Annotated in this window: 9 protein-coding genes; 8 read left to right on the top strand and 1 reads right to left on the bottom strand. The window is 44.5% G+C overall.

Annotated elements, in window-relative coordinates:
- The first annotated feature begins 48 nt into the window (after positions 1-48).
- The 8 genes from ACO0KY_RS07530 to purL all read left to right on the top strand — a co-directional run bounded on the left by ACO0KY_RS07530 (position 49) and on the right by purL (position 11,087).
- A complete protein-coding gene (locus ACO0KY_RS07530; protein WP_423045097.1) occupies positions 49-939 on the top strand; it encodes a CheR family methyltransferase in 891 nt (296 codons plus the stop codon).
- Entirely contained in the window at positions 936-1,544 is a 609-nt protein-coding gene (gene cheD, locus ACO0KY_RS07525; protein ID WP_186911588.1) for a chemoreceptor glutamine deamidase CheD, read from the top strand. The genes ACO0KY_RS07530 and cheD overlap by 4 nt, the downstream gene beginning before the upstream one ends.
- A 50-nt stretch (positions 1,545-1,594) precedes the next feature.
- Positions 1,595-2,671 (top strand): protein-glutamate methylesterase/protein-glutamine glutaminase, encoded by a 1,077-nt coding sequence (locus ACO0KY_RS07520; protein ID WP_423045096.1) that lies wholly within the window; start codon positions 1,595-1,597, stop codon positions 2,669-2,671.
- Between the two features lie 99 nt (positions 2,672-2,770).
- On the top strand, positions 2,771-3,166 hold the full coding sequence (gene cheY / locus ACO0KY_RS07515; RefSeq protein WP_186911590.1) for a chemotaxis response regulator CheY: 396 nt from the start codon (positions 2,771-2,773) through the stop codon (positions 3,164-3,166).
- A gap of 27 nt (positions 3,167-3,193) precedes the next feature.
- Positions 3,194-3,826, top strand: a complete 633-nt coding sequence (gene cheZ / locus ACO0KY_RS07510) for a protein phosphatase CheZ (protein ID WP_423045095.1) — start codon at positions 3,194-3,196, stop codon at positions 3,824-3,826.
- 41 nt (positions 3,827-3,867) lie between these two features.
- Entirely contained in the window at positions 3,868-5,085 is a 1,218-nt protein-coding gene (locus tag ACO0KY_RS07505) for an EAL and HDOD domain-containing protein (RefSeq protein ID WP_186911592.1), read from the top strand.
- Positions 5,086-5,271: 186 nt separating this feature from the next.
- The gene (locus ACO0KY_RS07500; protein ID WP_423045094.1) at positions 5,272-6,948 is read left to right on the top strand and encodes a glycosyltransferase family 39 protein; all 1,677 of its coding nucleotides are present in this window, start codon (positions 5,272-5,274) and stop codon (positions 6,946-6,948) included.
- Positions 6,949-7,085: 137 nt separating this feature from the next.
- Positions 7,086-11,087, top strand: a complete 4,002-nt coding sequence (gene purL, locus ACO0KY_RS07495; protein WP_423045093.1) for a phosphoribosylformylglycinamidine synthase — start codon at positions 7,086-7,088, stop codon at positions 11,085-11,087.
- A 305-nt stretch (positions 11,088-11,392) separates the two neighbouring features.
- Here purL and ACO0KY_RS07490 read toward each other — a convergent pair whose 3' ends face one another.
- Positions 11,393-12,718 (bottom strand): hypothetical protein, encoded by a 1,326-nt coding sequence (locus ACO0KY_RS07490; protein ID WP_423045092.1) that lies wholly within the window; start codon positions 12,716-12,718, stop codon positions 11,393-11,395.
- Positions 12,719-12,862: the final 144 nt, after the last annotated feature.

Genomic DNA, 12,862 nt, shown 5'->3' with positions numbered 1-12,862 from the left:
AAGAGTAGTGAGATTTGCTCTTGTCTGGAATTGAGAATAAGGAAAAAAATGGCGGCGAAAGAAAAGTCTGAAGGGTCTAAAGAATTTGAGTTTCATGCGCGTGACTTTGATCGTGTCAGAGATCTTATTTATAAACGAGCTGGAATTTCTCTCGCCGACAGCAAACAAGAGATGGTGTACAGTCGCCTCGCCAGGCGTTTGAGAGCGACTGGTATTAATTCGTTTTCAGATTATTTGAACACGCTGGAAAGAGAGCATGAAAGTGACGAGTGGGAAGCTTTTACGAATGCATTGACGACCAACTTAACATCATTTTTTCGCGAGGAACATCATTTCCCTATTTTGGCCGAACATGCCAAGAATAAGAGGGAGTCCTTGCAAATTTGGTGTTCGGCAAGTTCTACCGGTGAAGAACCTTATTCGATTGCGATGACGCTCTGTGAAGCTTTTGGAAGCTTGCGCCCACCAGCTCAAATTATTGCGACCGATATCGATACCAACGTTTTAAATACGGCTGCAAGAGGTGTCTACAATATAGACAGAATAGAAAAATTATCTGCTGATCGTGTAAAAAAGTTTTTTCTTAAAGGTAAAGGCGCTCAAGAAGGCTTGGTTCGTGTCAGGCAAGAATTAAGAGATATGATTACTTTCAAACAGCTAAATTTATTAGAAAATAGCTGGGCTTTGAAGGGGCCATTTGATGCAATTTTTTGCCGCAACGTAATGATTTATTTTGACAAGCCGACTCAAGGAGCAATTTTGAAGAGATTTGTTCCTTTGATGAAGCCAGATGGTTTGTTATTTGCGGGACATTCAGAGAATTTTCTTTATGTGTCAGATGACTTTAAGTTGAGAGGCAAAACTGTGTACGAACTTGCCAGCTTGCATTCTGCCCATGGAAAGGGTGTCGCAAATCATGCGCACAAAGGTGGCCTATGAGTCAATTGAGTGAAGAGCACTTCGCGACGAATGTCTATTACGATCGAACATTTGACTGTGATGCAGCAAAAATTTTACCAGGTGAGTTTTATTTCACAAATAAGGATATGCTGATTGTCACAGTGTTGGGCTCCTGTGTGTCAGCGTGCATTCGTGATCGCGTCTCGGGTGTTGGTGGTATGAATCATTTTATGCTTCCCGATACGGGTGGTGATGCTGATAATCCTGTATCGGCTTCGATGCGATACGGCACCTATGCGATGGAGGTCTTGATTAATGAGTTGCTCAAGGCTGGAGCAAAACGTGAGAATATGGAAGCAAAGGTTTTTGGTGGTGGAAACGTTTTACGCGGATTTACAGCGATCAATGTCGGGGAGCGAAATGCCAAATTCGTGCTCGATTATTTGAAGGCGGAGCGGATGCGTGTTATTGCTGAAGATCTGAACGACATTTATCCGAGAAAAGTCTATTTTTTTCCAAAAACAGGCAAAGTGCTTGTTAAAAAGCTGAAAGTTGAACACAACGATACGCTGAAACGTCGCGAACAGGATTATGCAAGTAGGCTGAAGTCGACGTCGGTTGGTGGCGAGGTGGATCTGTTTTGATCCAAACGCCATTGTTCCTAACAGCAGGCTCGTGAATACGGGGTTTTACAATGAAGATTAAAGTTTTAATTGTTGATGATTCAGCGCTGATTAGAAGTGTCATGACTGAAATCATTGGTAGTCAACCAGATATGGAAGTCGTTGGTGTTGCACCAGATCCACTGGTGGCTCGTGAATTGATTAAGCAAACCAACCCTGATGTGTTGACGTTGGACGTTGAAATGCCAAAAATGGACGGGCTGGACTTTCTCGAGCGCTTGATGCGTTTGCGTCCTATGCCCGTGATTATGGTTTCTTCGCTGACAGAGCGCGGTTCAGAGATAACGATGCGTGCTTTGGAATTGGGTGCGGTGGATTTTGTTACAAAGCCTAAGTTGTCGATTCAGAGCGGAATGCTGGAATACGCAGAACTTATCGCGGACAAAATCAGGATTGCGTCCAAGGCAAGAATCCGTCCGCGAACGATGAGCGTTGCAGGTCAACAAAAGTCTACGCAGGATTCCTTGCCGATGGTAAGAAATCCTTTGACCAGTAGTGAGAAACTCATCATTATTGGAGCGTCAACAGGTGGTACTGAGGCTATTAAGAGTTTTCTGGTTCAAATGCCTTCAGATTGTCCTGGTATTCTCATTACACAACATATGCCAGAAGGTTTTACACGGTCTTTTGCTAAGCGACTTGATGGCTTGTGTAAGATTTCGGTATCTGAGGCAACAGGGGGGGAGCGTGTGTTGCCCGGGCATGCTTATATCGCACCTGGACACTCACATTTATTGCTAGGACGTAGTGGTGCAAACTATGTTACCCAACTTGATACCGGTGAACCGGTTAATCGTCACAAACCTTCGGTCGATGTATTGTTCCGGTCAGCAGCAAGTTTTGCCGGTAAGAACGCGGTCGGTGTTATATTGACAGGTATGGGTAAAGATGGTGCTGCAGGCATGCTTGAGATGAAAAACGCCGGTGCATATAATTTTGCGCAAGATGAGGCTAGTTGTGTTGTATTTGGGATGCCTCGGGAAGCAATAGCGGCTGGCGCAACACATGAAGTTGCTTCTTTGAATGACTTGCCTGCAAAAGTGTTACATTATCTTGCAACGCAAGGAAGCCGTGCTTTAAGGGTTTAATCGATAAGAAATCATGCTTAACTGCAATTTCAACACCTTTTAAACTTAATTTGACCGATAATACTAATAACTGTAATTAAAGAAATAGTGGAGTGATTCATGGCCGATCAAAATCTGAAATTTTTAGTTGTAGATGACTTTTCTACCATGCGCCGCATCGTGAGAAATTTGCTGAAAGAATTGGGTTATTCCAATGTCGATGAAGCAGAAGATGGCGCGATGGGGCTCGCCAAATTAAAAAATGGCGACTTCGATTTCGTTATCTCCGACTGGAATATGCCAAATATGGATGGGTTGACTATGCTTCAGCATATTCGTGCTGATCCAGCTTTGTCAAAATTGCCAGTATTAATGGTAACGGCCGAAGCGAAAAAAGAAAACATTATTGCTGCGGCTCAGGCAGGTGCTAATGGCTATGTCGTTAAGCCTTTTACGGCTGCGACTTTGGATGAGAAGCTTTCGAAAATTTTTGAAAAGCTGGGTAAGCCTGCATAAGCAGAAATGCAAAGTACTGGGGTCAATATGGGTCAAAATTTAAATCAAAATACTCAGCAAGAAGATCTCCTGTCAAGAGTCGGGCACATGACGCGGCTATTGCATGACAGCTTGCGCGGTTTGGGTCTGGATAAGTTGTTAGAGCGGGCAGCAGAAGATATTCCTGATGCGCGAGACAGGCTTGACTACGTAGCTCGCATGTCGGAGCAAGCTGCTCAACGCGTATTAAATGCGACAGACATCGCGATTCCTTTGCAAGAAGAATTGGATGTTGGTGCAAAAAAAATTAACTCGTCTTTACAAGCATTTGCTTTGCAGCCTGCAACTCCTGAGCAATATCAGGAACTGACGCATGAGATGATCCAGTATTTGACGTTGGTAAGTAATAATAGTGCTGAAACCAAAGCCCATTTGATGGAAATCATGATGGCGCAAGATTTTCAGGATCTTACCGGACAAGTCATCAAGAAAGTAACCGTGTTGGCTCAGAATCTTGAGCAGCAGCTCGTGCAATTGCTCATCGATTATTCTCCAGGTGACAAGAAGAAAGAAGTGGCAGATGGATTGTTAAATGGGCCGCAGATTAATCCTGAAGGGAAAGCTGACGTTGTCGCCAATCAAAGTCAAGTGGACGACCTTTTGGATAGTTTGGGTTTTTAAAATTTTTGTTTTCGACAAATTATATTAATAGCAAAGTCGACATGATTGAAGATAATTTTATTTTACGCGAACCTTTACTTGATCCCAAGCAGCGAGTAATTGGTTTTCAGTTTTCATGGCTACAAAAAGATCCGAACGCCGAAACTAGCTTAGAAAACCTCAATCATTTGCTTGAGTTCGTTGCTGGTCACCTCAACGATGACGATAAAGGTTTTTTATTAGGTGATAGTCTGCTTTTTCTAGAGGCTGCACCTGAGCTGTTGCAAGCTGAAGGCTTGAGTTTATTTCCTCCTAAAAACACGGTGCTTATTTTGCATAAGAAGTATTTTGCAAATGAAGCGACTCTGGAGGCGGTAAAAAAACTACGCACGCTGGGCTTTGGAATTTGCTTACGCGGGGCTGAAATTACAACGCTGGAGCGCTCGTTTTTTGCCTACGTTTCGCATATTGAAGTAAAGCTAAACGCATCCAACTTTGCATCACAAGCGAAGGTTTATGCTAGCCTAAAGCAGTCAGCAGTAAAAATGGTCGCTCGCAACGTAGCAACCTGGCAGGATTTCGACGCGTGTTCCGCTTTAGGATTGGATAGTTTTGTCGGTAAGTTGCATTTGACACCACGTCCGAGTTCTGCACCTAAGGCGCTGAACTCGTCACAGACGACTATTTTGCAATTGATGGAGATGGTCAGAAAAAATGCGGATGTTCAGCAGCTAGAGTTGGTGGTTAAGAGAGATCCGACTTTGGCATATAAATTACTACGCTACATTAACTCTGCAGGATTCGGTTTGCGAACTGAAGTGCAGTCTTTAAAACATGCAGTACAAATGCTGGGATATAGTCCTTTGTACCGATGGTTAACGGTATTACTGGCAACTGCGAGTAGCAGTGGGTATTCGCCTGTTTTGTTAGAAACTGCAATCGTCCGTGGTCGCTTCGCTGAAGTGCTCGGGCAAATGAAGATGTCAAAGGCTGAGGCTGAAAATTTATTCGTGGCCGGTATGTTTTCGCTATTAGATCGCTTGCTTGGTTTGCCAATGCAAGAAGTTTTGTCTTCTATTCAACTGCCGGATGTTGTTACTGATGCGTTGATTTCAAGGGGCGGTATTTATGGCCCTTATCTGGCATTGGCTGAGGCAAGTGAGTTAAATAGCACTTTGGTTGGGTCTTTGGCTGAATCAGTCAAAATATCGGCTGAGGACGTGAATGCTGCGCATTTGGCATCACTAGTTTGGGCCAAAAACGTTGCATCGGCTGCGTGATTGTTTGTAATGCTTGAATATGGCAAGCGTGAGCGCTTGCCATTTTTGTTTGGACTTACCCAAAAAGCAACTCAACGGAATGATGGTTCGTTGTTGTACAATTTGTACCGCGCGACTGACAAGCCCATTGAGGAAAATTTTGCGTAAGTCCTATTTGTTGTGGTCATTTTGTTGAATTGTTATTGAATGCAAGTACAGAAAACACCTCTATTTCCTGATATGCCACGTTGGTTGGTGTGGGTAGTGGCTATCTATTTCGTAGGATTTAGATTGGGTGGATATGCTGTGCTCGATAATAATGAAGGCTTATACGCCGAAATTTCGCGAGAAATGCTGCATTCCGGAGACTGGGCACAGTGGGTCATCCCGCATCTGAACGGACTTTCCTACATGGAAAAACCACCCTTGTTGTACTGGTTGACCGCCATGTTTTTTGGAATGTTTGGTGAGGCGGAGTGGGTTGTCAGATTGGTGCCAGCTTTGTCGTGTCTTGGATGTGTTGGACTCATTTTATGGTTTGCGAGACAAGTGAACCGCGAAACTGCCGGTAAATTTGCAGCAATCGTTTTCGTGTCCGCTTTGGGTGTGACCGCAATGGCGAGAACGCTGATGTTTGACATGTTGCTGACCGTGTTTTTAACCGGTGCAGTGATGCATGCTTATCTCTATCTCGAAAGCAGGCAACAGTCTTTACTTTACCGCACGATGGCGTTGCTGGCATTTGCGTTGCTAGCCAAGGGATTTGTGTCGCTGATATTGTTTTCAGCGATCATTGGGTCTTACATCTTGATAAGTTCAAGCTCGATCGGTGATTTCTTTCAGCGTCTGGGTCTGTGGTTTAACTGGCGCGGATTGTTGGTATTTTTTGTTATTTCCGCACCATGGCATATCGCCGCCATGATGACGGAGCCGATTTTTGCCTGGTTTTATTTTATCAATGAACACATATTGCGTTTTCTCGGAAAGCGCGAACCACACGACTATTATGCAGGGGCATGGTGGTACTACATTCCACGGGTGTTGATATTTTTATTTCCTTGGTCGTTACTTTTGCCAAGTTTATTCTTTGCTAAGGGACAAGTGCTACAGGATAAGAAGCTACATTTGTTTCTTTTTATGGCATGGTTGATGCCCGTGCTGTTCTTTTCTAGTTCTAGTGCTAAAGCAAATTACTATTTGGTTGCGGTCATGCCCGTGGCTGCTATGCAATTGGCGTTTATGGTCGAAAGTAAAATAAAAACAGCAAGCTGGAGGATGTTGTTGCCCGGGATTGTTTTGATTACATTCTGTTCGTTCGCAATTTGGTGGTTGCTCACTGCAAGCCACGACAGTATGAACGGGTTGTTAATTGGTGGCATTGACGCATCAAATTTTGTTTTGTATAGCTTGATCGGATTACTCATCGCTGTTCTGGTTAGTATGGTAGTGGCGTTTAGCGTGATAAGGATAGGGGTGTTTGCTTATCTGTTATTGCCGGTGTTGAGCTTGCCAATATTGTTGGAAACGTTGACTGCATTGGATGATGTTAATTCAGCGCGTTCGACGATTAGCTTTTTGCAGAAAAATAATGCTGCGTCTGAGGTTTATTTATTCCATGTATTTGAACAGCAATCCTCGGTTCCATTTTATTTAAAAAAGCCAGTTAAAATCGTTGAGAGTCATAGCAGTGATTTGTTTTGGGGAAATAAATTACATAAAAATAACATTGTCATTGATGATGCTGAATTCATGAAAGTGATCACGACTGGAACGGTATCTTTGCTTGTTGTGAAGCAAGATTTGGATGAATTCAAGCAAAAAAATTATTCCAAACAGTTCAAATTGATCGCACAAATCGGAAACACTTCCATTTTTTCAAATTAAGTCAGCAATTTGTGCTGATTTAATTCGCGCTGTTCTGGAGTGCGCCTTGGCATCAAGGTATAATCACGGTTTTCTCGTCCAACCTGCGATAGTTAGAGAGAAACTGTCTCGCGCTATTGCCCAATACCTCTCACGCCATGTTGATATTGTCAGGCTCTAACGCCCTGTCTGCTTTTCGTACTTCCAATCTTCTTAACCGTCTGCAAGAAGTTGATGCCAATATTGTTGGTGTCACTGCAAGATATCAACATTTTGTTGATGTCAGCTCTGCGCTTCAAGAAACTGAAATTGATCGCCTGAAAGCGCTGCTGGTGTACGGCGAATCATTCAGCGGAACCGAGGAGGGTGAGACTTTTGTCGTGATCCCGCGTCTCGGTACGATTTCTCCGTGGGCTAGTAAAGCGACTGAAATTGCCCTCAACTGCGGCATGCCTCAGATTCGCAGGATTGAGCGTGGCGTCAGTTATTTTGTACAAATGAAAACTGGCTTTTTTGGCGGCACGAAAGAGATCAAGCAAGCGAACCGTGATGTGATAGCTGCATTGTTGCATGATCGCATGACAGAAATGGTCTTGTCGCATACCAATGAAGCACAGGCATTGTTCAGTACGTTGGAAGCTAAGCCATTGGCATTTGTCGATATTCTGGTTGGTGGCAAACAAGCATTACTCGAAGCCAATACAACGCTGGGGCTTGCGTTGTCGGACGATGAAATCGACTATCTGGTTGATGCTTTTAAGACGGTAAAGCGTAATCCTACTGACGTCGAGTTAATGATGTTCGCACAGGCGAATAGCGAACATTGCCGCCATAAAATTTTCAATGCAGACTGGACCATAGACGGCGTCACTCAAGACAAGTCTTTGTTCAAGATGATCAAAAATACCCACGAATTACACCCTCAAGGGACGGTGGTAGCATATAGCGACAACTCATCGATTATCGAAGGCGCGACGGTTCAACGTTTTTATCCAAAGAATGGTGAGCAGGGCAGTGTTTATCAGGCATCTGAAGAACTGACCCACATTTTGATGAAGGTGGAAACGCATAATCACCCGACCGCGATCTCCCCATTCCCTGGTGCTTCCACTGGTGCTGGTGGCGAAATTCGTGATGAAGGTGCCACTGGTCGTGGTGCGAAGCCAAAAGCCGGCTTGTGCGGTTTTACGGTCTCCAATTTGCAAATTCCTGGTCATGTACAAGCTTGGGAAAATGCCAGCGATTGCAATACCGGCGAAAAGTCTGCTGCAGTTTACGGCAAGCCAGATCGCATCGCATCTGCTTTGCAAATCATGGTCGATGGCCCATTAGGTGGCGCGGCATTTAATAACGAATTTGGTCGTCCAAACCTGGGCGGTTATTTCCGTACCTATGAACAAAACGTTGCTGGTACCGTCTACGGCTATCACAAGCCGATTATGATTGCAGGTGGTATTGGAAATATCTCTGCCAAGCACACACTCAAAAATGATTTGCCAGTCGGTAGTCTGTTGATACAACTTGGTGGTCCAGGCATGCGTATTGGTATGGGTGGTAGCGCTGCCTCATCGATGGCAACAGGCACTAACACTGCAGATCTTGATTTTGATTCCGTGCAACGCGGAAATCCGGAGATGGAACGTCGCGCACAAGAAGTGATCAACTCCTGTTGGCAAATGGGCGACGATAATCCGATTTTGTCGATTCATGACGTCGGTGCTGGTGGCTTGTCGAATGCATTTCCTGAAATTACGAATGATGCCAAGCGTGGCGCGATTTTTGATTTACGTAAAATCCATCTCGAAGAAAGCGGCATGGCTCCAAAAGAGATTTGGAGTAACGAATCTCAAGAACGCTACGTCATGGCAATCGCCCCTGAAAGTCTGGAATTATTCCGCAGTTTCTGTGAGCGTGAACGTTGCCCGTTTGCCGTCGTTGGTACCGCCACCGAAGAGCGTCAATTGAAGGTGATCGACCCTGAACATAACAATTCTCCGGTTGATATGCCAATGAATGTATTGTTGGGCAAACCACCTAAGATGCATCGTATCGTTGAGCGCGTTCAAAAAACATTTGCGCCTTTGGATTTGACAGGCATCGATTTGCGTGACGCTGCGCATCGCATTCTGAGCTTACCAACTGTTGCCGATAAGTCTTTCTTGATTACGATTGGTGATCGTAGCGTTGGCGCAACCACCGTGCGTGATCAGATGGTTGGTCCATGGCAGGTGCCTGTTGCTGATTGCGCGGTCACTACCATGAGTTTTGAAGGCTATCTGGGTGAAGCAATGTCCATGGGTGAGCGCACTCCGTTGGCCGTTATTGATGCCCCAGCATCTGGCCGTATGGCAGTGGGTGAGGCAATTACCAACATCGCAGCAGCACCGATCAAAGAAATTTCAGATATCAAACTCTCAGCTAACTGGATGGCTGCATGTGGTCAACCAGGGCAAGATGCAGCACTGTTTGATACAGTGAAAGCAGTTGGTATGGAATTGTGCCCGGCGCTGGGTATTAGTATTCCAGTCGGTAAAGACTCTTTATCCATGCGTACTACATGGAAAGAAGATGATCAGAATAAATCGGTCATGTCACCGGTATCGTTGATCATTTCTGGTTTTGCTCCTGTGTACGATGTTCGCAAAACACTGACGCCGCAAATTCGTCTCGATCAAGGCGATACGAGCCTGATTCTGATTGATCTTGGCCGCGGTAAAAACCGTCTCGGTGCATCTTGCTTTACGCAAGTAATGCAAGCAATTGGTGATCAAGCACCTGATGTGGATAGCGCAGAAGACTTGAAAGCCTTCTTCGCAGCGATTCAACAATTAAATCGTGACAATAAAGTCCTGGCGTATCATGATCGTTCGGATGGTGGCTTGTTTGCGACGCTGTGTGAAATGGCATTTGCTGGCCGCGCAGGCTTGTCGATTAATCTCGATATTCTGACGATGGAAGCGGAACACGCAGCCGATCAGGGTGACGCTAAAAATTGGGCAGGGCAGGTTGCAGAACGTCGTAACGATCTGACCTTGCGCGCATTGTTCAATGAGGAGCTCGGAGCTGTGATTCAGGTTCGTACTGAACAACGTTCCGAAGTCATGGATGTATTGCGTGCACATAACTTAGGTGCTTGCAGCCACATCATCGGCAAAGCACACCAGGGCGACAGCATAGGCTTTATGCGCGACGCTAAAGAAATTTTTGCTGAGGCACGGTCTTCATTGCATCAAATCTGGAGTAAAACCAGTTGGCAGATCGCACGTATGCGTGACAACCCCGCTTGTGCAGATGCAGAGTATGCCCGCATTCTGGACGTGCAAGATCCAGGTATGCAGCCAAAGATCAGCTTTGATATGCAAGCGGATATTGCTGCACCATTTATCGCAAAAGGTGTTCGTCCAAAGGTAGCTATTTTGCGTGAGCAGGGCGTCAATTCCCACATTGAGACTGCCTATGTAATGCATAAATCAGGATTCGAATCTGTTGACGTCCATATGAGCGATTTGATTGCCGGACGTGTCAAATTAGCGGACTTTAAAGGTTTAATCGCAGTCGGTGGTTTCTCTTACGGCGACGTATTAGGTGCAGGTGAAGGTTGGGCCAAAACCATCTTGTTTAACAGCATGATGTCTGAACAATTCTCAGGCTTCTTCCATCGCGACGATACTTTTGGTCTGGGCATCTGTAACGGATGTCAGATGATGAGTAACTTGAAGTCGATTATTCCTGGCGCAGAAGCGTGGCCTAAATTTACCCGCAATAAATCGGAACAATTTGAAGCCCGTTTTTCCATGGTAGAAGTGCTCGAATCAAATTCCATTTTGTTTGAAGGCATGGCGGGTACACAGACACCAATCGCCGTTGCACACGGTGAAGGCTTTGCTGACTTCTCTACCACTGGCGATATCACCAAAGTGCAAGCCGCAATGCGTTTTGTCGATCATCATGGACAAGCAACAGAGGCGTATCCATACAACCCGAACGGTTCTCCGCAAGGCATTACTTCGGTCACCAATGCAGATGGTCGCTTTACTGTCATGATGCCGCACGCGGAACGCGTATTCCGCTCTGCTATCCATTCATGGCATCCAGATGACTGGGCAGAAGACTCACCGTGGATGCGCGTTTTCCGTAATGCGCGCAAATGGGTGGGTTAAACTTTTCACTTGCTAAGACAGTGTAGTTTGTTGAATAAAAAAGCTCTCGCACAAATAAGCAAGAGCTTTTTTTTGCAAAATAGAGTTGCAAATTTAAACTAAGTAAGTTGAGATGTGCCCGTATATCAATTGTCCGGTTAATGGTGGTGAACTGGCGTTGATTGTTCGCGGTGATTGGCTCACTTGTAGTAGTTGTGCCTATTGGAGACGGTCAGGTCGCAACCACTACAGGTCAGGGTTCTATAAAACAGTCAATCAATTTGAATCGTCGTAACTGGTTCATTCACTACTTTACGGAACTCGTTTTATATCTTTAAGGTAAATTTCTCTACCTTCGTGACATCTGATGAGTCGGTGTTATAAAACACAAGCACTTCATTGTCTTTATTGCCTGCAGCAATATCGTTTGGCCAGTAATCTCCTCCAAACCTTTTTTTGTACTCCAAGACTCCATCCTTATTCAAATACGCCAATGTGGCATGCCCACTATCGCTTCCTGGGTTATACTCAATGCCAAATAAATGAAAACTATTTTCTCCAGAACGTGTTGCAGCTTCCACGCGGAATTTTTCTTCAGCAATAAATTTTGAGGAAATAAGTTTAAGTTCAGAGTCAAAACGAAAATGAACAAATCCGGGGAGTTTATCTGACGATGTATCCTCATCATTCAAACGGAACATTTCTATACCAGCCTCAGCCGAAACTATTACGGGAATACCTAAAGTATCCGTGTTTAATTGATATCGACGTAGCTCTTTCCCGGTTTGATCTAATTTCAAAAGAAGATAATTGCGCACACCTCCAAGGAAACCAGCATCCAACTTATCAATGCCATTTTCATCTAAAATATGTTTTATCTCTTCAGTCTCAACGACAACAAAAATATTTCCATGCGAATCAATCACTGGCTTAGAAAAAATATCCTCCCCTGATGGACTCTTCACAGAAATATCATTAACTTCAAGGATCGAAAATTCACTTTGAACTTCCCCATTTGTGTCGATTTTAAAAATCCATGGGGTTTGAATTGTTTTAGCACGCCCCCCTAAAACGGCATCCGGAAGTCTAATTGTTCTTACGCCAAACACAATAAATCCGCCGTTAATTACCGGAATCACATGCTGTGCAGAACTAACATAATTGGTTTCCTTATCTCCATAAATTTTTTGCCAAACGACCTCACCACGCAAGTTTATTTTCGATATGAGTGCCATCTTTGGTGTGAACTGATACATTAGTCTTGTTCGCTTGGCTTCGGCTTCGCTCCACTCTCTACCCAGCAAATCGTGTGAGTCCGTATTCCCAATCAAAAGATATCCTTGGTTTCCGTCGATAGTCACCCCTTTACCTTTAAAAGAAGAACCATCATCGCTACCGATCAACATTCTTACCCATTCTTGCTTACCAAGCGCATTTATCTTAACAATATTCGATGAGCTTCCCCCATCAACACTAATGACATATCCACCGTCGACAGCTTTTGCCATCTTGCTTCCATGCGTCCAGACACCCGGATATGAAAATGAAAATGAAAAATCACGTGAATAGCCATTGAACAAAAAATTCGTTCCAAATATTTTTTGAGAAAAAGATATATAGGAAATAGCCCCCGCTGCTGCCATCAACAACATACTGCGGCGCTTTAATTGTAAGCACCCGGTGAAGTCATCTTGAAGTTAAGAGCGTAAGCGTAGATGATCGTGTCCACTTATTAAGTGGACACTTGTACATGATGGAAGATGGAATCAATACGCCTAGACGGCGTCGGCGACACA

The organism is Undibacterium sp. Dicai25W (assembly GCF_049340505.1).
Classification (GTDB): Bacteria; Pseudomonadota; Gammaproteobacteria; order Burkholderiales; family Burkholderiaceae_D; genus Undibacterium; species Undibacterium jejuense.
Note: the sequence above shows the minus strand (reverse complement) of the source record. Positions and strands in the feature narration are given on the sequence as shown.

Coding starts and splice junctions, on each gene's coding strand:
- cheD (WP_186911588.1), top strand. CDS start 936: ATGAGTCAATTGAGTGAAGAGCACTTCGCGACGAATGTCTATTACGAT.
- ACO0KY_RS07530 (WP_423045097.1), top strand. CDS start 49: ATGGCGGCGAAAGAAAAGTCTGAAGGGTCTAAAGAATTTGAGTTTCAT.
- ACO0KY_RS07500 (WP_423045094.1), top strand. CDS start 5,272: ATGCAAGTACAGAAAACACCTCTATTTCCTGATATGCCACGTTGGTTG.
- cheZ (WP_423045095.1), top strand. CDS start 3,194: ATGGGTCAAAATTTAAATCAAAATACTCAGCAAGAAGATCTCCTGTCA.
- purL (WP_423045093.1), top strand. CDS start 7,086: ATGTTGATATTGTCAGGCTCTAACGCCCTGTCTGCTTTTCGTACTTCC.
- ACO0KY_RS07520 (WP_423045096.1), top strand. CDS start 1,595: ATGAAGATTAAAGTTTTAATTGTTGATGATTCAGCGCTGATTAGAAGT.
- ACO0KY_RS07490 (WP_423045092.1), bottom strand. CDS start 12,718: ATGTTGTTGATGGCAGCAGCGGGGGCTATTTCCTATATATCTTTTTCT.
- cheY (WP_186911590.1), top strand. CDS start 2,771: ATGGCCGATCAAAATCTGAAATTTTTAGTTGTAGATGACTTTTCTACC.
- ACO0KY_RS07505 (WP_186911592.1), top strand. CDS start 3,868: ATGATTGAAGATAATTTTATTTTACGCGAACCTTTACTTGATCCCAAG.